This window comes from Geodermatophilus sp. SYSU D00867 (genome assembly GCF_054050315.1).
Genome location: NZ_JBJGZC010000002.1, coordinates 151,349 through 169,654, shown reverse-complemented (window position 1 = coordinate 169,654; position 18,306 = coordinate 151,349). Strand labels below are relative to the sequence as shown.

The window sequence follows — 18,306 nt, the reverse complement described above, 5'->3', positions numbered from 1 at the left end:
GCTTAGGCACACCTAACCCACAGCCGGCGCCCAGGGTCAGGCAGCGGCCGGGGCCCGCGGGACCGGCGGCGGCGCGACCGGAGGCACCGGGAACGGCACCGCCGTCCCCTGCACGGTGACGGTGACCTCCGCGCCGCGCAGCGGCAGGTCCGCGCCCTCGGTGCGCGCGCTCACCCGCCGGCCCGACGGCAGCTCCAGCTCGACGCGCGCGTCGTGCCCGTAGAAGTCGACGTCGCGCACCCGGGCGCCGGGACCGGTCGTCAGCCGCAGCTGCTCGGGGCGGAGCAGCACCCGGACCGGGCCGTCCGGGCAGGGCCGGGCCAGCACCAGCTCGCCCAGCTCGGAGGCCACCCGGCCCCCCGCGGCGACGCCGTCGAGCACCACGGCCTCGCCGACGAAGGCGGCCACGTCCAGGTCGCGCGGGTCGCGGTAGAGCGTGCGCGGATCGGCCAGCTGGGCGAGCGTCCCGCCGCGCAGGACCGCCACCTGGTCGGCGGTCGACAGCGCCTCCGCCTGGTCGTGCGTGACCAGCACGGCGGTCGCGCCGGTGGCCCGCAGCGCCTCGACGACGGCCCGCCGGGTGTCCTCCCGCAGCGCGGCGTCGAGGGACGAGAACGGCTCGTCGAGCAGGACCAGCGACGGCTCGGGCGCCAGGGCCCGGGCCAGCGCCACCCGCTGCTGCTGGCCGCCGGAGAGCTGGTGCGGCGCGCGGCCGGCGAGCGCGGCGTCGAGGCCGACGAGGGCGAGCAGCCCGGCGATCCGCACCCGGTCGCGGCGCAGCCGGCGGGGCAGGCCGAAGGCGACGTTGCCCGCCACGCTCAGGTGCGGGAACAGCCCGCCCTCCTGGGGCACGAACCCGATGCCGCGCCGGCGGGCGGGCACCGTGCGGCCCGCCCCGGACACCACCCGGCCGCCCAGCTCGACGGTCCCGGCGTCGGGGTCGTCGAAGCCGGCGACGATGCGCAGCAGCGTCGTCTTCCCGCAGCCGGAGGGACCCAGCAGTGCGGTCGTCGTCCCGGTGGGGACGTGCAGGTCCACCCCGGTGAGCACGGGGGTGCGGCCGTAGGACTTCGCCAGGCCGGTGACGGTCAGCGCGCTCATGTGGTCAGACCTCGTCGGACGTCTCGGGAGAGCAGCACCGTGGCCGGTGCCGAGAGCAGGACCATGACGACGGCGTAGGGAGCGGCGGCGCCGTACTCCAGGGCGCTGCTGGCCGACCAGAACGCCGTCGCGAGGGTCCGGGTGCCGGTGGGGGCGAGCAGCAGGGTGGCGGTGAGCTCGGTGACCACCGCGAGGAACACCAGCGCCGCACCCGCGCCGATCCCCGGGGCCAGCAGCGGGAGGGTCACGCGCCAGAGCCGGGCCGGTGCGGAGGCGCCGAGGGAGGCCGCGACGTCGTCGTGCACCGGCGGCGACTGCTCCACCGCCGCGCGCACCGTGACGATCGCCCGGGGCAGGAAGAGGATCGCGTAGGCGGCCAGCAGCACCGGGACGGTCTGGTAGAGCGCCGGCACCACCCGGATGCTCACCGTGACCAGCGCCAGCGCGACGACGATCGCCGGCACGGCGCTGCCCAGGTAGGTGGTGCGCTCGAGCACGGTGGCGAGCGGCCCGCGGCGGCGCACGGCGAGCCAGCCGGTCGACAGGGCCAGTGCGGTGGTGACGGCCGCGGCCGCGGCGGCCAGCGCGAGCGTCGTCCCGGTGGTGGTGGCCAGGGCCGCCCAGTCGACCCGCGCCGAGGCGCCGGTGAGGAACCAGGACGCGAGCGCGGCGACCGGGACGACCAGCGAGAGGCCCACCAGCGCTGCGAGGGCCAGCAGCACCGGCCCGGTGAGCAGCCCGAGCCGGACCGGGCGCGGCCGGCGGGCGGCGCCGGCCCCGGTGCGGGCGTAGCCGCGGGCGCCGCGCAGCCGGATCTCGGCCACCAGCAGCACCAGGCACAGCAGCACGAGGACGCCCGCGAGCATGGTGGCGGCCGGCCCGTTGAAGGTGGCGCGGTACTGGTCGTAGACCGCCGTCGTGAAGGTCGGGTAGCGCAGCATCGCCAGGGCGCCGAACTCGGCCAGCACGTGCAGGGCGACCAGCAGCGCCCCGCCGAGCACCGCCACCCGCAGCTGGGGCAGCTGCACCCGCCGGAACACCGCCCAGCCCGACAGGCCCAGGCCCCGCGCGGTCTCCTCGAGCGCCGGGTCGGTGCCGCGGAGGGCGGCGACCGCGGGCAGGTACACGAACGGGAAGTAGGCCAGTGAGACGACCAGCAGCGCGCCGCCGTACGTGTCCAGCCCGGGTAGCAGGGAGATCCACGCCGAGCCGGTGACGAACGCGGGCAGGGCCAGCGGCGCGACCATCAGCACGTGCCACACCCGGCGGCCGGGCAGCGCGGTGCGCTCGACCAGCCAGGCCGCGCCCACGCCGAGCACGACGCACACCGCGACCGAGCCGGCGACCAGCCGGACGGTGTTGCCCAGCAGCTCGGCGACCCGCGGCCGGAGGACCAGCTCCGCCACGCCGCCCCACCCGACCTCGGCGACGGCGACCGCGATGTGCACGAGGGGCAGCAGCGCGAGCGCCGCCACGGCCACGGCCAGCGCCACCGTCACCGGCGCGCGCCGGGCCCGGGACGCGCGCCGGCCCCGCGACGCCGGCGGGGCGGGCGCCGCGGGGCGCGGACGGGCGGGGACCGGGGAGGCGCTCAGAGCAGGCCCACCTCCTGCATGAGCTCGGTGACCCGCTCCTGGTCCAGCGAGCCGGGGTCGACCGCCGGCGCGCCGAGGGTGTCCAGCGGCGGCAGCGCCTCGGCGGAGGCGACCCCGGTGCCGACCGCGTACTCCAGGGCGGTGCTCTCGGCCAGCCGCTCCTGCGCCTCCCGGCCGGTCAGCCAGGCGACCAGCCGCTGGGCGTCGTCGGGCTGGTCCGACGAGGCGAGGACGCCGGCCCCGGAGACGCTGAGGAAGGCGCCCGGGTCCTGGTTCCCGAAGAGGTGCAGCCGGGCGTCGTCACCCTTCAGACCGCCCTCGGCCTGGTCGCGGTACCAGTAGTAGTGGTACATGACGCCGGCGTCGATCTCGCCCTCGTCGGCGGCCACCATCACGGCGGTGTTGCTCTGGTAGACGCCGGCGTTGCGCTCGAGCCCCTCCAGCCACGCCCGGGTGGCGTCCTCGCCGCGCAGCGCCAGCACCGCGGCGACGATCGCCTGGAAGTCCGCACCCCCGGCCGCGATGCCGATGCGGCCCTCCCACGCCGGGTCGGCCAGGTCCAGGATCGACTCCGGCAGCTGGTCCTCCGGCAGCGCGGTGGGGTCGTACACCAGCACCGTCGAGCGGGCGGCGAAGCCGGTCCAGGTCCCCGACGACGGGCGGAACTGCGCACCGACCTGGTCCAGGGTCCCCTGCTCGAGCGGCGCGAGCAGGCCCTCGCGGTCGAGGACGGCGATCGACGGGCTGTTCTCGGTGAGGAAGACGTCGGCGGGCGAGGCGTCGCCCTCCTGCACGATCTGGTTGGCCAGCTCCGCGTCGTTGCCGTCGCGGAACTCCACCTCGATGCCCGTCTCCTCGGTGAAGCCCTCGAGCATCGTGCGCACCAGGCTCTCGTGCTGGGCGCTGTACACCGTGAGCGTCTCCGCGTCCGACGCCCCGGCGCTCCCGCAGGCGGCCAGCGCGCCGGACAGGCAGACGGCGGTCAGGACGGCGGCGGTGGCCCGCCCGGGCGTGGTCACGGGTCCTCCAGGAAGACGTGCACGGCTGGGGTCGACAGCCAGGGTAGGCACACCTAACCAGATGCGCTGACGGGCAGGGGGACCGATGAGTCCCTCCTCCCTCCCCGGTCGGAAGCGTCAGACCCGCGCGGGACCGTGCGGGCACCCGACTCGGGAGCAGGGGGTGGGGCACGTGACCGCGTACGTCGGTGATGCGGCGCCGGTCGGTGGGCGGGCGCCCGGGAGCGACGGTGTCCCGGCGATCGAGGCCGTGGGCCTGGTCAAGCGCTTCGGCACCACGACGGCGGTCGCCGGGGTCGACCTGCTGATCCCGCGGGGCGGCGTGCACGGCTTCCTCGGCCCCAACGGGGCCGGCAAGACGACGACGATCCGCATGCTGGCCACCCTGCTCCCGCCCGACGGCGGCACCGCCCGGGTGTTCGGCCACGACGTCGTCACCGACGCCGACGCCGTCCGCGGGCGGGTGAGCCTGACCGGCCAGTTCGCCTCCCTGGACGAGGTGCTCAGCGGCGCGGAGAACCTGCTGCTGCTCGCCCGGCTGCTCGGCTACTCGCGGGCCGCCGCCCGCCAGCGCACCGACCAGCTGCTGTCGGCGTTCGGCCTCACCGAGGCCGCGGGCAAGCAGGTGAAGAACTACTCCGGCGGCATGCGGCGGCGGATCGACATCGCCGCGAGCATCGTCGTCCGGCCGGACCTGATCTTCCTCGACGAGCCGACCACCGGCCTGGACCCGCGCAGCCGCAACCAGGTGTGGGACGTCGTGCGGGCACTGGTCCGCGGCGGGACGACGGTGCTGCTGACCACCCAGTACCTCGACGAGGCCGACCAGCTCGCCGACCGCATCTCCGTCATCGACGCCGGCCGCGTCATCGCCGAGGGCACGCCGGGTGAGCTGAAAGCGTCGGTGGGGTCGGGCACGCTGCACGTGCGGGTCGGCGACCCGGCCCGCCGGGGCGCGGCCCGCGAGCTGCTCGAGCGGGTGCTGGCCGTGCCGGTGACCGAGGACGGCGACCCGGCGGCCCTCACCGCCGCCGTGCCCGACGCCGGGCCGGCCGCCCGGGCGCTCACCGAGCTGGAGGCGGCCGGCATCCCGCTGGCCCAGTTCGCCCTCGGGCAGCCGAGCCTCGACGAGGTCTTCCTCGCCCTCACCGGCCGGCCCGCCGAGACCGCCGCTCCGTCCGCCCCCGACCCGGAGGACCCGCGATGACCACCCTCGACAGCCCGTCGGCCGCGACCGCCTCCGCCGAGGTCACGGCCCCGGACACCGACGCGGTCCTCGCCGCCCTCGGCTCCGCGGAGCGCCCGCGGCCGCAGGGCCCGCTGGCGGCGTCGGCGACCTTCGGCCGGCGCACCCTGCTGCGGATCAAGTACGTCCCGGAGCAGCTGTTCGACGTCACCGTCTTCCCGGTGATGCTCACGCTGATCTTCACGTACCTGTTCGGCGGCGCCCTGGCCGGCTCGGTCGACCGCTACCTGCAGTTCTTCCTGCCCGGGATCCTCGTGCAGAGCATCCTCATGATCACGATGTACACCGGGGTGGCGCTCAACACCGACATCGAGAAGGGCGTCTTCGACCGCATCCGCTCGCTGCCGGTCTGGCGGCCCAGCGCGCTGGTCGGCGCGCTGCTCGGCGACGTCGTCCGGTTCACCCTGGCCTCGGCGGTGGTCGTCGGCCTGGGCCTCGCGCTCGGGTTCCGGCCGCAGGGCGGGCCGGGCGGGGTGCTGGCGGCCGTGGCGCTGCTGCTGGTCTTCGCCTTCGCGCTCGGCTGGATCTGGACCTACCTGGCGCTGGTCGTGCGCACGCCGAACGCGGTCATGGGCTGGAGCATGCTGGTCATCACGCCGCTGACGTTCGGCAGCAACATCTTCGTCGACCCCGCCACGATGCCCGGCTGGCTGCAGGCCGTCGTCGAGGTCAACCCGGTCAGCCACCTGGTCAGCGCGGTGCGCGGGCTGGTGCACGGCGAGGTCGCCGGCTCCGACGTCGTCCTCGTGCTGGTGTGGGCGGCCGTGCTGGTGGCCGTCCTCGGCCCGCTGACGATGCGCCGCTACCGCACCCGCAACTGACGTCGGCTACAACGGGAGGGTGCCCGACTCGCAGCCGATCCTCCGCACCGCACCCTTCGCCGAGCTCACCCCGTTCGAGGTGTACGCCCTCTGCCGGTTGCGGGTCGACGTCTTCGTCGTCGAGCAGGAGTGCCCGTACCCCGAGCTCGACGGCCGGGACACCGAGCCGGCCACGCGCCACCTGTGGTTCGAGGAGGACGGCGAGGTGCTGGCCACGATCCGCGTCCTCGACGACGGCGCGAGCCGGGCGATCGGCCGGGTCGCCACCGCCGCCTCCGCGCGCGGGCGGGGACTGGCCGCGCGGCTGATCGAGGCCGGGATCGAGCTGTGCGCGGGCGCCCCGATCACGCTGGGCGCGCAGGCGCACCTGCAGGGCTGGTACGAGCGCTTCGGCTTCCGGCTCAGCGGGCCCGGCTACGTCGAGGACGGCATCCCGCACGTGCCGATGCGCCGCGAGCCGGCCTGACCCGCGCTCAGACCGCCGTCGCCGGTGCCAGGTCGGCGGCGCCGAACGCGGCGTCGAACCGGTCGCACCAGATGACGACGCTCGTCCAGCCGGTCGCGTCGACCCCCGCGGGCACGGCGTAGTTCTGGTCGCCGACGTTGCCCTTGAGCGGCCCGAGGTCGACGAACTCCGCGTCGAAGGCGGCCTCCTCGCCGGTGGCCGGGTTCTGCGACAGGTACACGTACAGCGCCGGGCCGTTGGAGGTCTCGAAGCCCTCCAGCCGGACGACGACCTGCCCGTCGGGGAGCCGCACCACCCGCGCGGTGCCGACGGTCTCGTGCTCGCGGGAGACGAACGTGCCGGTGGCGAGGTCGACCGGCCCGGGCGGCGCCACGGTGACGACCGCTGCCCCGCCGCCGGTCCCCGGGGTCTCCGCCGCGGCCGCCGACGGCAGGCTCTCGTCCACCCGGTCGTCGTAGAAGAGCTTCTGCGGCTGGAACCAGACGAGCGTGACGGCGGCCAGCGCCACCACCACGACCGCCGCCGCCAGCCAGATCCAGGTCCTCCGCCGCGCTGCCACGGCGGCGGACCCTAGCCGCGGCCCCGCCGACCGTGGGGCTCCGCGGGCGTGGCTGCCCGGTGAGCGGGTACCGCGCGCCCCATGGCAGACGACGGGACCCCCGGCGGGTTCGCCGGACGGCTCGGTGCGACGGTGGAGGACGCCGGCGACGGCGCCGCGACGCTGGCGTTCGAGGTCCGCGACGAGCACCTGAACCCGGCGGGCACGCTGCACGGCGGCGTCGTCGCGACGCTGGTGGACACGGTGATGGGCCAGGCGGTGCGCAGCACCACCGGCGACGGCGAGGTGCCCGCGACCAGTCAGCTCACCGTCACCTACCTGCGCCCGGGCAGGCCCGGCCCGCTCGAGGTCCGCGGCCGGGTGCGCACGCGCGGCGAGCACCTGACCATCTGCGAGGCCGACGTCGAGCAGGAGGGCAGGGCGCTGGCGCACGCCGTCGCGACGTTCGCGCTGCTCGAGCGCTGAGAACGCACGAGCGCCCCGCCGGCCGGGCCGGCGGGGCGCTCGCGTGGGGAGCTCGGATCAGGCGACGGGCTCGAGGCAGTAGACCGTGCCCTCGTCGCCGGTGTTGCCGTACCAGAGCGCCTCGGTGGCCGAGGCGAAGTCGATGCAGGTGTCGGGGTCGGCGAGGTACTCGCTCTCCGTCTGCTCCTCCTCCTCGACGCCGACCACCCGGAGCTCGGCCGCCGGGTCGTCGCAGTCGACGACGTCGACCTCCGACGAGCCGGTGGACTGGACGCAGTCGCCGACCTCGGGGGCGCCGAAGTCGACGAAGCGGAACGCGGCGATGCCGCCCGCGACGGCGACCGCGGCGACGACGCTGCCGATCCTCCTGCCCTTGCCCGGCTTCCCGGCCGGCGCCGGGCCGCCGGAGGGACCCGGCTGACCGGGCCGGCCGGGACCGAACTGCCCCGGGACGCCGGGCTGGCCGAACGCGGGCTGACCGGGCTGGGCCTGAGCGAACGGCGGCTGGCCGGGCTGGCCGTACGGCGGCTGGCCGGTCTGGGGCTGCCCCCACGCGCCGGGCTGCGGCGGACCGCCGGCGGGCGGCTGCCAACCCCCCGGCTGCGGGGCGCCCTGCGGCGGGACGGGCCGGCCGGGCTGCGGGCCCCCTGCCGGCGGCGGGGTGCCGGGCTGTCCCGGGTTCGTCATCACGTGCTCCTCGGTGCTCCGACCGGCGCCGGGGTGGCACGCGGTCCGACGGGCACCCTCACACACGGCGAACGCGCTGGTCAGGAGGACGCGCCGCGGCATCCCCCGCGCGGGTCAGGTCGCGACCGGGGCAGGGACGGGGTCCTCGAGCACGACGCTGACGCTCGCGGGGGCGCCGGACGGGTCGTCCTCGTACACCTCGTCGTCGTCCCCGGTGCCGCACTGGCTGACCAGCAGGATGAAGGCGAACACCAGCACGATCAGGCCGAGGAAGGTCCCGAAGAACATCGCCCGGCCGCGCTTGGGCCGCGGCTGCATGCCCCGCCGCGCGTCGTCGGGGTCGGGCGGACGGGCGGCCTGGGACATGGGCGGGCTCCTCGTGCAGGACGGACGGGGCGGCGTGTGCTGCGCCCTCTCTCCCCACACATGCCCAGCCGGCCCGCCGGTACGCCTGCGGGACGCGGCGGCGGGCGGCACGATCGCGGCATGACCACAGCCACGTGGAACGGGACCGTCGTCGCGGAGTCCGACGACGTCGTCGTCGTCGAGGGCAACGCCTACTTCCCGCGCGAGTCGGTGCGCGAGGACGTGCTGCGCCCGTCGGCGACGCACACCACCTGCCCGTGGAAGGGCCGGGCCTCCTACTTCTCCCTCGAGGTCGACGGGCGGACCAACCCCGACGCGGCCTGGTACTACCCCGAGCCGGAGGACGCGGCGAGGGAGATCACCGGCCGGGTGGCCTTCTGGCGGGGCGTCGAGGTCCGCTGACACGCCGAGGGCCCGGCCGCCGCGGCGGCCGGGCCCTCGCGGCGGTCGATCAGGCGCCGGGGCGTCCGCCGGCGAGCTCGCGGGCGGAGGCGGCCTCGTCGGGCGCGAGGTCGGCGCTGCGCTCCTGGCGCTCGATGGCCCGGTGGTAGGCCTCCCAGGCCTGGTCCGGGGTGACGCCCAGTGCCGCGGCGATCTGCTCCCAGCTCGCCCCGCCGCGCAGCGCGGCGCGGAAGCCGATCAGCTGGCTGTCGTGGGCCTTGCGGGCGATGACCTCGCCGAGCGCGAGGATCTCCAGGGACTCCGGCACGTCGAGAGAGGTCTGCTCGCTCAGCAGCGAGGCCCAGTCGTCGTCGTTCCGGTCACGGACGGTGTTGAGAGTCGTCGCCCCGGAGTCCCGCCGGCTGAGGAAGTCGAGGCGGGTGGCGGCCGTCTGGAGCGAGAACTCCTGCTCCAGGGCCTCGGGAGTGATCTGCATGCCCCCACCTTCCCCGAGGAACCGGACGGTCGCGACCGGCTGCGACGCGGATCTCCCCCGGTCAGCGGAGGGCCCGCACCCAGGGTGGGTGCGGGCCCTCCGGAGCGTGTCAGCCCGGCGTCACTCGTCCTCGACGCCCACGGCCTCCTTGGCCACCGCGGCCAGCGCCACCTGCGCGGCGCTGATCACGTCCGACCGGTTCTTGTGCGTCTCCTCGTACCGGATGAGCACGTTGATCTGGCGCGGGTCGCGCAGGGCCTTGGCGGCCTCGGCGGCGTCCGGGGTCGACAGCGAGTCGAAGCCCTTGACGGGCAGCTCGTCGGCGGAGACGTCGCCGAGCTCCTCGCGGGCGGCCCGGGCGGCGTCGGCGGCCTCGCGGTTGCCCTCGCGGTCGGCGACCCGCTCGGCCCGGCGCAGCGCGGCGCTCCGGCCGGCCCCCAGGGTCTCGCGGACGGCGCCCGCGAAGCCGCTGGCCTTGCTGGCGGCCTGCCCGATCTCCTCGCCGACCTTCTGCCGCCGCTGCTCGGCGGTGTCCAGGGCCTCGTTCACCCGGCTGGCGACGAAGCGGTACGGGGCGACGACGGCGCGGCTCGCGGCGCCGGCGACCTGCTGGAAGGGCGTGGGCCGCAGCGCGGCGGGCCCGCCCAGCGCCTCCTCGGCCAGCACGACGCGCAGCCAGTCGACGGTCGCCTCGTGGGCGGTGACCAGGCCCTCGGCGAGCCGCACGACCTTCTCGAGGCCGGCCTTCTGGCCGAGCACCTTGAGGTACAGGGCGCGGTCGAGCAGCTGGTGCTCGAGCACGAGGTCCTGCAGCAGCGCCTCCTCGATGGGCGCGGCCTGCTCGAAGGTGGCCTTGAGGACGGCGCCCAGCCGGCCGAGGCTCGGGGTCACGACGTCCGGCACGCCACCGAGCTCGCGCAGCTCGGCGGTGATCAGGCGGGTCCGCTCGGCGGCGTTGTCGGCGTTCTGGGTCAGCTCGCGGCGGACGGCGTCGGTCCGGGCCTGCAGCACCCGGGTGCGGGCGATCTGCTCCTCGGTCTGGCTGAGCAGGACGAGCGCGCGGAGCTGGTTGACGATCTTGGCGTTGTCGTTGTCGGTCACGGCGGGGACTCCAGTGATCGGGGACGGCCTGACGCCCTCTTCCTGCCCCGTCACCGGACACTGCTAACAACAGCAAGCGGATTGCTAGCAGTGAGGCACGTCACGTCCCCGGCGGCACCCAGTCGGCCGAGATGCCCAGCTGCTCCCCGATCGCCCGCATCTCCGCCTCGAACAGCGGCGCGGCGTCGACCAGGGCGAACCTCAGGTGCCCGAAGACCTCCATGCAGACCAGTCCGTACAGGCGCACCCAGCAGGAGAGGAAGACCGCCATCACGCCCAGCGGGAGCTCGACCGGGAACGTGGCACACCAGGTGCGCAGCTGGTCCCGGAAGTCGGGCTCGAGGTCGGCGTCGGCCGGGACCGGGAACGGCCGCTGGAGGTACACGGCCGCCAGGAGGGCGGCGAAGATCCCCCCGAAGCGGCGGCCGGCGACCGCGGCCGGCCCGTCGCCGGTCTCGTCGGGGACGACGCCGTCGGCCGCGGAGCCGAAGAGCAGCCCGAACTCGGGCGGGTGGCCGACCGCCCACGCACGGAAGGCGCGTGAGGTGACCAGCAGCTGCGCGCCGGGCCGGGGCGGGGCGACGGCGTCGCGCGCGGCCTCGAGGTGGTCGCACAGCTCGTCGTAGAGGTCGGCCACCACCTGCTCGACGAGCTCCTCGCGGCTGGCGTAGTAGCGGTACAGCGCGGGCGCGGTGAGCCCGACCTCGCGCGCGATCGCCCGCAGCGCCAGCCCGTCGGGCCCGTGCTCGACCAGCACGCGGCGGGCCGCGCTCCGGATGTCACGCAGCGTCTCGGCGCGCAGCCGCTCGCGCCTGCCTCCCGGCTCCGCCACGGCCGACCACCTCCCGGGGTTGACGTCAGTGAACGGTGTATGCAGAGTTATCGCCGTTCGCTAACAGTGTTCACCCAGCCTACCGGGAGAGGGAGGGGCTGCCGTGTTCGAGGCCCTCGGACGAGTGGTGTACCGACGGCGACGGTGGGTGCTGGCGCTCAGCGCCGTCGCCGTCGTCGTCGCGGGCGTGTGGGGCACGGGCGTCTTCGGCCGGCTGACCGGCGGCGGCTTCGAGGACCCGGGCAGCGAGAGCGCCCGGGCCGCCGCGCTGGCGGTCCGCGAGCTCGGCCGCGACGCCTCCGACGTCGTCGTCCTGTACCGCAGCGACGACCTGACCGTCGACGACCCCGCCTTCCGGGACGCGGTCGCCACGTCCCTGACCGGGCTCCCCGACGGCGTGGTCGAGCGGGCCACGACCTGGTTCGACACCGGCGCCGCGCCGCTGGTGAGCGAGGACCGCCGCTCCACCTACGCCGTGCTGCAACTGGCCGGGGACGCCGACGCGCGCACCGCGGCCGTCGACGTGGTCGAGGACCGGCTGTCCGCGCCCGGCCTGGAGACGTCGATCGGCGGCGCCACCACGGTGGAGCGCGACATCAACGAGCGGGTCAGCGCCGACATCGCCCGCGCCGAGGCGATCTCGCTGCCGGTGCTGGCGGTGCTGCTCGTCGTCGTGTTCGGCAGCCTGGCCGCCGCGAGCCTGCCGCTGGCCATCGGCGTCACCGCGATCCTCGGGGCGTTCACCGCGCTGCGGGTGGTCAGCCTGTTCACCGAGGTGTCGGTGTTCGCGGTCAACATCGTGACGATCCTCGGCCTGGGGCTGGCCATCGACTACGGCCTGTTCGTCGTCAGCCGGTTCCGCGAGGAGGTGCGCCGGCAGGCCACCGTCGAGGACGCGCTGGCGCGCACGATGGCGACGGCGGGCCGCACGGTCGCCGTCTCCGGGATCACCGTGGCGCTGTCGCTGGCCGGGCTGGTGGTGTTCCCGCAGGTGTTCCTCCGCTCGATGGGCTTCGGCGGGGTGAGCGCGGTGCTGGTCGCGATGCTCGCCGCGCTGACCCTGCTGCCCGCGCTGCTGGCGGTGCTCGGGACGCGGGTGGACGCGCTGTCGGCGCCGTGGCGCCGCCGGGCGCGGCACGAAGCGCCCGGCCGCGGGGCGTGGGAGCGCATCGCCCGCGGCGTCATGCGCCGGCCGGTGGTGGTGACCGTCGCCGTCGTCGGGCTGCTGCTGGTGCTGGCGCTGCCGTTCCTGCGGGTGCAGTTCGGCGCGATCGACGTCCGCGCGCTGCCCGCCGGCACGGAGAGCCGGGTGGTGGCCGAGACGATCGACCGCGACTTCCCACCGGCGCCGTCGGGCCCGGTGACCGCCGTGGTCGGCCTGCCCGACCCGGTCGACTCCCCCGCCGGCGCCGCCGCGCTCGAGGCCTACGTGGCCGACGTCGCCGCGCTGCCGGAGGTGGACGGCGCGACGGTGACCGGCGCGGCCGGGACGACCGCGCGGGTGGCGGTGGCCTACGACGGCGACCCGGTCGACGCCGGCGCCCGCGCGCTGGTCGCCGACGTCCGCGACGTGCCCGCCCCGCCGGGTGGCGAGGTGCTCGTCGGCGGCGAGAGCGCGGTGATGACCGACCTGCTGGACAGCCTCGGGTCGCTGCTGCCGTGGATGGCGCTGATCGTCGTCTCGACGACGTTCGTGCTGCTGTTCCTGGCCTTCGGGTCGGTGGTGCTGCCGGTCAAGGCGGTGCTGGTGAACGTGCTGTCGCTGGGCGCCTCGTTCGGCGCGCTGGTGTGGGTCTTCCAGGACAGCAACCTGTCCGGCGTCCTGGGCTTCACGCCGACCGGGTTCATCGAGGCGACCCAGCCGATCCTGGTGCTGGCCATCGTGTTCGGGCTGTCGATGGACTACGAGGTCTTCCTCATGTCCCGGATCCGCGAGCAGTACGACCTGACCGGCGACAACACCGCCGCCGTCGCCACCGGGCTGCAGCGCACCGGCGGGATCATCACCAGCGCGGCGCTGCTGCTGCTCGTGGTGATCGGGGCGTTCTCCACCTCGGGGATCACCTTCATCAAGATGATCGGCGTCGCGATGGCGATCGCGATCGTGCTGGACGCGACCGTCGTCCGGACCCTGCTGGTGCCGGCGACGATGCGGCTGCTGGGGCGGGCCAACTGGTGGGCGCCGGGGCCGCTGGGCCGGCTCTACGCCCGGTACGGGATCCGCGAGTCCGACGGCGGGGACCCGGGCGCCCCGGTGTCGCCGCCGCGGGTGCCGGAGCCGGCCGGCGTCGGGTGAGTGCGGGTCGCACCGGCTCCGCGGGACCGCCGCGGAGCCGGTGCGGCGTCTCAGCGCGCCGGCGCCGGGGGGACCGGGGGCCGGCGGCGGGTCTCCAGCCGCAGCACCGGCTGGGTCAGCTGCGCCAGCGCGGCACAGCGGGCGCAGACCGGGCCGGGGTGCGTCTCGGCGGCGCAGGTGTCACACAGCACGCGGGTCTCCTCGCTCGGGGGTCCGTCAGGACCCGGGAGCCAGAACATGCCACCCACCTGCGACGTCGTGCCCGCCCGTGGGACGGGTGTGACGTCTCGTCAGCGATCCGTCATCGAAGCCGGCGACGACGGCGCGGCGGGACCGCTCCCCCACCCCGGGCGGCGGCGCACGACGGCGGTCGCGACGGGGCGGGACGCGGGCGGGCAGGTGCAGACCTGCGCGGGACAGCGGTGCGAGGAGCTCAACGGGACCTCCCGGGACGGTGGGCGCCGAGGATGACGGCGCCCCGTCCGCGGCGGGAGCCCCGGGCGCGCCGGTGGGACGAGACGTCACCCGATCGACCCACCCCGTTCCCCCGTCCGGCACGCACCGGCCGCTGACGGGGCGCGCAGGCGCCGGGTGTCGACCTGCTGCTGCCTCAGCGGGCCGGAGACAGCAGCAGGTCGACGACGGGCGGGAGGACGGACGGTCGGGTCCTCTCCTGCCCCGTGCCTCTCCTCCGTCCCACCTGCCTCACCGTCTGACACCAGAAGGTCACGGCGCGTCCGGGATCAGCGACACCGTCCGGTTCCCGACCTACTCTCCCCGGGGCCGGCGCGGAGAGCGCCCGGCACTGCACAGGAGGACGCCGCGCATGACAACCACGCTGGTGCGGGGCGCCAACGCACCGCTGCGCTCGGCATCGCAGCAGCCGGCCGCCCAGGTGCGGGTCGAGCTCGGCTGGCGCGGTGCCGGCGTGCCCGCCGTCCTGACCGCGGTCGCCTGCGACGACCGCGGCCGGGCACTGAGCCCGGCGCACCAGGTCACCTGGCAGCACCCGACGTCGACCGGCGACCGCGAGCGCTTCGAGGTGCTCGTCGACCTGCGCGCCATCCCGGACGACGTCGCCGGCGTCGTCCTCGCGCTGGACGTGCCCGGTCCCGGCGCGCGGGCGCTGACCGGCCTGACCGCGACCGTGCGCACCGCGTCCGGCGAGCCGCTGGCCGCCTACCCGGTGGAGGACCTGCCGGACGCCCCCGGACTGCTGGTGACCGAGGTGTACCGCCGCTCGGGCCAGTGGAAGGTCCGCGCGATCGGCCAGGGCCTCACCCAGGGCCGGGCGGGACTCCTGCGCTCGGTGGGCCTCCCGGGCTGACCGGGACAGACCACGGCCGCGGACGACTTCAGGCGTCGCCGCCGGGGCCGATACCGATACTCGACCGACCCGCACCCCGGTGTGGGGCCCACCGACGGGGGGAACCGATGCTCGTCCCTCGCGTGCCCACAGGCCCGCGGCCGACCGGCGGGAGCGCCGCGTGACCGGCCCCGGTGGAGCCGGCCCCTGGGGAGCCTGGCCGTCCGGACCCACGGGCAACGCGCCCGCACCGGGCGGGTTCCCCTCGCCCGGCGGGTTCCCGTCGACGGGCGGGTTCCCGTCCCCCGGTGGGTTCCCGTCCCCCGGCGCACCCGCGCCGGGCCCGCTCGGGGGCACCGGCTCACCGTGGGGTCCGACACCCGCCGGGGCGCCGGCCGGGCGGGCGACGCCGCCGGTCGCCCTGCTGGCCGCGGCGCTGCTCGCCCCGCTGGTGACCGTGCCGCTGCTGTTCCTCGACGGGTGGGGCTGGCACGTCCTCGGCTGGGCGGTCGCCACCTTCGGCGCCGCCGCGCTGCTCATCGCCGCCACGCTCGCCGACACGCGGCGCCGGGCCTCCGCCTGGTACCTCGGCCGTGACGGCCTGGTGAGCGCGCTGCGGCTGGGCACCGTCGTCCTCGCCCTGCTCGCCGCCGGTGCGCACGCCTGGCTGTTCGCCGACTGGTTCTCCCGCCTCGAGGTGTTCGCGTGACCCTGCGAGCCATCAACACAGCACTCCCCCGCCGCGCGACCGCGCTCCTGCTGGTCTGCCTCGGCGCCGTCCTCGCGCTGACCGGCCTCGCCGTCCCGGCGGCCGCCGCGCCGTCCCCCGTGGGCACCGCCGCGCTGCAGGACCTCGGCGCCTGCCTCGCCGACCAGCAGCAGGCCGACGTCCTGCTGCTCGTGGACGAGAGCGGCAGCCTCGGCCGCACCGACCCCGACGACACCCGGGTCGCCGCCGCGCAGCTGCTGCTGGCCCGCCTCGCCGACACCGCCGCCCGCAGCGGCGCGACCGTCGACCTCGCCGTCAGCGGCTTCTCCGCCGGGGTCCGCGGGGCGCTGGACTGGTCGCCGCTGACCGAGGGCTCCCTGCCCGACGCCTCGGCCGCGGTCGCGGACTTCGCCGGCCGCGACGACGGCTTCGAGACCGACTACTGGACGGCGCTGACCACGGCCCGCCAGCAGCTGGTCGACCACCGCGACCCCGCGTCGACCCGCCCGTGCCAGGCGCTGGTGCTGTTCACCGACGGCCAGTACGAGCTGTCCGCCCGCGACACCGACGCCGAGCGCCGGCAGTACGGCGAGACCCTGCCGATCCCCGGCGCGGAGGGCGTCCCGATCACCTCGGACGACGCCGCCGCCCAGGTGGCCGAGGCCGGCCGGAGCGACCTCTGCCGGCCCGGCGGCGTGGCCGACCAGCTCCGCGAGGACCGCATCCTCCTCATCGCGCTGGGCCTGACCGGCGACGGCGTCGACCTGGGCCTGCTCGGGAGCATCGCCGAGTCCGCGCCGTCCCCGTGCGGCCAGGCCGCCCCCTACGGCCTGTTCCTCTCCGCCGACGACGTCCAGGACCTGGTGCTCGCCTTCGACGCCGTGGGCGACCCGGCCAACCCGCCGCAGCCGGTGGACGAGAAGGGCGTCTGCGTGGGCGCGGTCTGCCCGCAGCAGGCGCACACCTTCACCCTCGACGCCTCGATCACCTCCATCCACCTCGTGGGCACGTCCGACGCAGCGGGGATCGACGTCTTCGTCCAGCCGCCCGGCGTGCCGCAGCCGCAGCTGCTGCGCTACGACGCCGCCCGGCCCTCGGGCGTCCTCCCCGCCGGCGCGGTGGGCCTCGCCTACACCTGGTACGCCGACGGCGCCTTCTCGGTCGACGCGTCGATCCCGGCCGGCGGCGCCAACTGGTCGGGCCCCTGGCGGGTCGTCTTCGTCGACCCGACCGGGCAGAACCCGGACGCCGTCACCCGCACCCAGCTGACCATCCAGGCCGACCTGGCCGCGGTCGTCGGCCCAGGGGCTCCCGTCGAGTGGCGGGTCGGCGAGGACCTCGGGCCGGTGCCGTTCGCGCTCGTCCGCTCGGACGGCACGCCGGCCGCGCTCGGCGACCCGGCGCCCACCCTCGCCCTCGACGTCGCGCTGCGCGCGGACGACGGCACCGAGGCCGTGCTGGCCACCGCCGTCCCCGGTCCGCAACTGGGCGCCGTGCGGCTGACGGTGCCCGCGGACTTCCCGCCGGGCCCCGCCGAGCTGCGCACCTCGCTCGCGGTCACCACGGTCAGCGGCCAGGTGCTGCAGCCGCAGGTGCGCACCGCGCAGGTCGACGTCCTCCCGCCGCTGGGCTTCCCGGCCGTCTCCGCCGACCCGGTCGACTTCGGCCGGCTGGAGGGCACCGAGCCCAGCGACACCGTGACGATCCCGGTCACCGGCCCCGGCTGCGTGTGGGTGGGGTCCGCGACGCTCGACGTCCACCCCGCCGGGGTCGACGAGGTCACCGCGACCTCGCCGCACGGCAGCGCGGAGGAGTGCCTGGAGGTCGCCGAGGGCGACACCGGGCAGCTGACGGTGCAGCTGGAGAGCGGCGTCGTCGAGGCCGGTGACCTGCAGGGCGACCTGGTGCTGCGCGCCGCGCCCGAGGGCGTCGACGCCGGCGAGCGCGAGGCCCGCGCGGTCGACGTGCGGGTGGCCTACGCCGCCGAGCTCGTCCGCCCGGCCGACACCGGCGTGCTCATCGGTGTCTTCCTCGCCGCGCTCGTCGTCGGCATCGGCCTGCCGGTGCTGGTGTTCCTCCTCGGCCGCCGGATCGCCGCCAAGCTGCCCGACAAGCCGCTGCAGTCGACGCTGCTGGACGTGCGGGTGGGCCCGGGCGGGCTGTCCGGCGCCGCGCCGGACCGCACGTGGGACCCGGTCCCGCCGCCCGGCGGCGGCCGCAAGCAGGCCGTCCTCTCGGGCGTCCCGGTGCGGGCCCGCGCCGGCGTGAAGCTCACCGAGGCCGGCTACGCCGAGGTCGAGGACCCGGCGCGGGTCGGCGTGTCCGGCGCGCCGGGCGGACGGGCGCCGAAGTCGCTCGCCGCGCGGCTGCCGCTGGCCCTGGCCGGCAGCTGGACGCTGCTGCTGGACCGGGCGACGGCGGCCTCCGACGCCGCCGAGGTCCCCGCCCGGCTGCTGCTCGTCGTCGACGCGGTGGCCACCGCGGAGCAGCGGGAGGCACTGCTGTCCCGTGTCCGCGCGGAGGGCCCCGGCGCCGTCGACAGCCTGCGGGCCGCGGCCCGGGAGAGCGCCGACGCCTCGACGGCTCCCCCGCCCCCGCCGGACCCGTTCGGCGGCCCCTCCGGCGGGAGCACCCCGCCCGGCGGCGGCCCGGCGCCGGACCCGTTCGGCGGCAGCCCCGCGCCGGCGTGGCCGGGCGGGGGCGGCTCGTGGCCGCCGGCGACCCCGGCGACACCGGCGTCGCCGGCACCGCCGGCGCGCGACCCGTTCGCCGGGGGCGGCGGCTCCCCGTGGCCGTCCCCCTCCTCCGACCCGTTCCGGCGCTGACGGCGCCACGCACCCCGCACTGACCTGGAGACCCC

19 protein-coding genes are annotated in these 18,306 nt (G+C 76.5%); 9 read left to right on the top strand and 10 right to left on the bottom strand.

Features of this window, described 5'->3' with window-relative positions; genetic code table 11:
- Positions 1–36 precede the first annotated feature (36 nt).
- From ACI8AK_RS02850 to ACI8AK_RS02840, 3 genes are all read right to left on the bottom strand, one after another.
- Entirely contained in the window at positions 37–1,101 is a 1,065-nt protein-coding gene (locus ACI8AK_RS02850; protein WP_387988827.1) for an ABC transporter ATP-binding protein, read from the bottom strand.
- Positions 1,098–2,600, bottom strand: coding sequence for an ABC transporter permease (locus tag ACI8AK_RS02845; RefSeq protein ID WP_456955061.1), 1,503 nt, complete (start codon positions 2,598–2,600; stop codon positions 1,098–1,100). Before ACI8AK_RS02845 ends, ACI8AK_RS02850 begins: the two co-directional genes overlap by 4 nt.
- Positions 2,601–2,692: 92 nt before the next feature.
- Complete coding sequence (locus ACI8AK_RS02840) at positions 2,693–3,715, bottom strand: iron ABC transporter substrate-binding protein (protein ID WP_387988825.1); 1,023 nt, start codon at positions 3,713–3,715, stop codon at positions 2,693–2,695.
- A gap of 172 nt (positions 3,716–3,887) precedes the next feature.
- Here ACI8AK_RS02840 and ACI8AK_RS02835 point away from each other — a divergent pair, with 172 nt between their 5' ends.
- From ACI8AK_RS02835 to ACI8AK_RS02825, 3 genes are read left to right on the top strand one after another with little or no spacing between them, the layout of a single operon-like run.
- Positions 3,888–4,922 (top strand): ATP-binding cassette domain-containing protein, encoded by a 1,035-nt coding sequence (locus ACI8AK_RS02835; RefSeq protein ID WP_387988824.1) that lies wholly within the window; start codon positions 3,888–3,890, stop codon positions 4,920–4,922.
- Positions 4,919–5,782 (top strand): ABC transporter permease, encoded by an 864-nt coding sequence (locus tag ACI8AK_RS02830; protein ID WP_387988823.1) that lies wholly within the window; start codon positions 4,919–4,921, stop codon positions 5,780–5,782. Before ACI8AK_RS02835 ends, ACI8AK_RS02830 begins: the two co-directional genes overlap by 4 nt.
- Positions 5,783–5,801: 19 nt before the next feature.
- On the top strand, positions 5,802–6,248 hold the full coding sequence (locus ACI8AK_RS02825) for a GNAT family N-acetyltransferase (RefSeq protein WP_387988822.1): 447 nt from the start codon (positions 5,802–5,804) through the stop codon (positions 6,246–6,248).
- Positions 6,249–6,255: 7 nt separating this feature from the next.
- On the opposite strand, the gene ACI8AK_RS02820 is transcribed toward ACI8AK_RS02825, so the two are convergent.
- Positions 6,256–6,807: a DM13 domain-containing protein gene (locus ACI8AK_RS02820; RefSeq protein WP_387988821.1), complete on the bottom strand. Its 552-nt coding sequence runs from the start codon at positions 6,805–6,807 to the stop codon at positions 6,256–6,258.
- Positions 6,808–6,888: 81 nt separating this feature from the next.
- On the opposite strand from ACI8AK_RS02820, the gene ACI8AK_RS02815 reads away from it, so the two are divergent.
- Positions 6,889–7,272 (top strand): PaaI family thioesterase, encoded by a 384-nt coding sequence (locus ACI8AK_RS02815; protein ID WP_387988820.1) that lies wholly within the window; start codon positions 6,889–6,891, stop codon positions 7,270–7,272.
- Positions 7,273–7,329: 57 nt separating this feature from the next.
- Here ACI8AK_RS02815 and ACI8AK_RS02810 read toward each other — a convergent pair whose 3' ends face one another.
- Positions 7,330–7,959, bottom strand: a complete 630-nt coding sequence (locus ACI8AK_RS02810) for an LppU/SCO3897 family protein (protein ID WP_456955060.1) — start codon at positions 7,957–7,959, stop codon at positions 7,330–7,332.
- 114 nt (positions 7,960–8,073) lie between these two features.
- The gene (locus ACI8AK_RS02805) at positions 8,074–8,325 is read right to left on the bottom strand and encodes a hypothetical protein (protein ID WP_387988818.1); all 252 of its coding nucleotides are present in this window, start codon (positions 8,323–8,325) and stop codon (positions 8,074–8,076) included.
- 120 nt (positions 8,326–8,445) lie between these two features.
- On the opposite strand from ACI8AK_RS02805, the gene ACI8AK_RS02800 reads away from it, so the two are divergent.
- Entirely contained in the window at positions 8,446–8,727 is a 282-nt protein-coding gene (locus ACI8AK_RS02800) for a DUF427 domain-containing protein (protein WP_456955059.1), read from the top strand.
- Between the two features lie 49 nt (positions 8,728–8,776).
- Here the strand turns inward: ACI8AK_RS02800 and ACI8AK_RS02795 are convergent, their stop codons facing one another.
- From ACI8AK_RS02795 to ACI8AK_RS02785, 3 genes are all read right to left on the bottom strand, one after another.
- Positions 8,777–9,202: a hypothetical protein gene (locus ACI8AK_RS02795; protein ID WP_387988816.1), complete on the bottom strand. Its 426-nt coding sequence runs from the start codon at positions 9,200–9,202 to the stop codon at positions 8,777–8,779.
- 120 nt (positions 9,203–9,322) lie between these two features.
- The gene (locus tag ACI8AK_RS02790) at positions 9,323–10,303 is read right to left on the bottom strand and encodes a ferritin-like domain-containing protein (protein ID WP_387988815.1); all 981 of its coding nucleotides are present in this window, start codon (positions 10,301–10,303) and stop codon (positions 9,323–9,325) included.
- 100 nt (positions 10,304–10,403) lie between these two features.
- Complete coding sequence (locus tag ACI8AK_RS02785) at positions 10,404–11,135, bottom strand: TetR/AcrR family transcriptional regulator (RefSeq protein WP_387988814.1); 732 nt, start codon at positions 11,133–11,135, stop codon at positions 10,404–10,406.
- Between the two features lie 103 nt (positions 11,136–11,238).
- Here ACI8AK_RS02785 and ACI8AK_RS02780 point away from each other — a divergent pair, with 103 nt between their 5' ends.
- Positions 11,239–13,431 carry an MMPL family transporter gene (locus tag ACI8AK_RS02780; protein ID WP_456955058.1) on the top strand — a complete coding sequence of 731 codons (2,193 nt, stop codon included), beginning with the start codon at positions 11,239–11,241 and terminating at the stop codon, positions 13,429–13,431.
- A 50-nt stretch (positions 13,432–13,481) separates the two neighbouring features.
- On the opposite strand, the gene ACI8AK_RS02775 is transcribed toward ACI8AK_RS02780, so the two are convergent.
- On the bottom strand, positions 13,482–13,622 hold the full coding sequence (locus ACI8AK_RS02775; RefSeq protein ID WP_387988812.1) for a hypothetical protein: 141 nt from the start codon (positions 13,620–13,622) through the stop codon (positions 13,482–13,484).
- 635 nt (positions 13,623–14,257) lie between these two features.
- On the opposite strand from ACI8AK_RS02775, the gene ACI8AK_RS02770 reads away from it, so the two are divergent.
- The 3 genes from ACI8AK_RS02770 to ACI8AK_RS02760 all read left to right on the top strand — a co-directional run bounded on the left by ACI8AK_RS02770 (position 14,258) and on the right by ACI8AK_RS02760 (position 18,271).
- Positions 14,258–14,758 carry a TerD family protein gene (locus ACI8AK_RS02770; RefSeq protein WP_456955057.1) on the top strand — a complete coding sequence of 167 codons (501 nt, stop codon included), beginning with the start codon at positions 14,258–14,260 and terminating at the stop codon, positions 14,756–14,758.
- Between the two features lie 160 nt (positions 14,759–14,918).
- A complete protein-coding gene (locus tag ACI8AK_RS02765) occupies positions 14,919–15,446 on the top strand; it encodes a hypothetical protein (RefSeq protein ID WP_387988810.1) in 528 nt (175 codons plus the stop codon).
- On the top strand, positions 15,443–18,271 hold the full coding sequence (locus ACI8AK_RS02760) for a vWA domain-containing protein (protein WP_456955056.1): 2,829 nt from the start codon (positions 15,443–15,445) through the stop codon (positions 18,269–18,271). The genes ACI8AK_RS02765 and ACI8AK_RS02760 overlap by 4 nt, the downstream gene beginning before the upstream one ends.
- Positions 18,272–18,306: the final 35 nt, after the last annotated feature.

Bases quoted from the DNA above. Each gene is read 5' to 3' on its own strand.
- ACI8AK_RS02850 (WP_387988827.1), bottom strand. From the start codon at position 1,101: ATGAGCGCGCTGACCGTCACCGGCCTGGCGAAGTCCTACGGCCGCACC.
- ACI8AK_RS02830 (WP_387988823.1), top strand. From the start codon at position 4,919: ATGACCACCCTCGACAGCCCGTCGGCCGCGACCGCCTCCGCCGAGGTC.
- ACI8AK_RS02815 (WP_387988820.1), top strand. From the start codon at position 6,889: ATGGCAGACGACGGGACCCCCGGCGGGTTCGCCGGACGGCTCGGTGCG.
- ACI8AK_RS02810 (WP_456955060.1), bottom strand. From the start codon at position 7,959: ATGACGAACCCGGGACAGCCCGGCACCCCGCCGCCGGCAGGGGGCCCG.
- ACI8AK_RS02805 (WP_387988818.1), bottom strand. From the start codon at position 8,325: ATGTCCCAGGCCGCCCGTCCGCCCGACCCCGACGACGCGCGGCGGGGC.
- ACI8AK_RS02800 (WP_456955059.1), top strand. From the start codon at position 8,446: ATGACCACAGCCACGTGGAACGGGACCGTCGTCGCGGAGTCCGACGAC.
- ACI8AK_RS02795 (WP_387988816.1), bottom strand. From the start codon at position 9,202: ATGCAGATCACTCCCGAGGCCCTGGAGCAGGAGTTCTCGCTCCAGACG.
- ACI8AK_RS02770 (WP_456955057.1), top strand. From the start codon at position 14,258: ATGACAACCACGCTGGTGCGGGGCGCCAACGCACCGCTGCGCTCGGCA.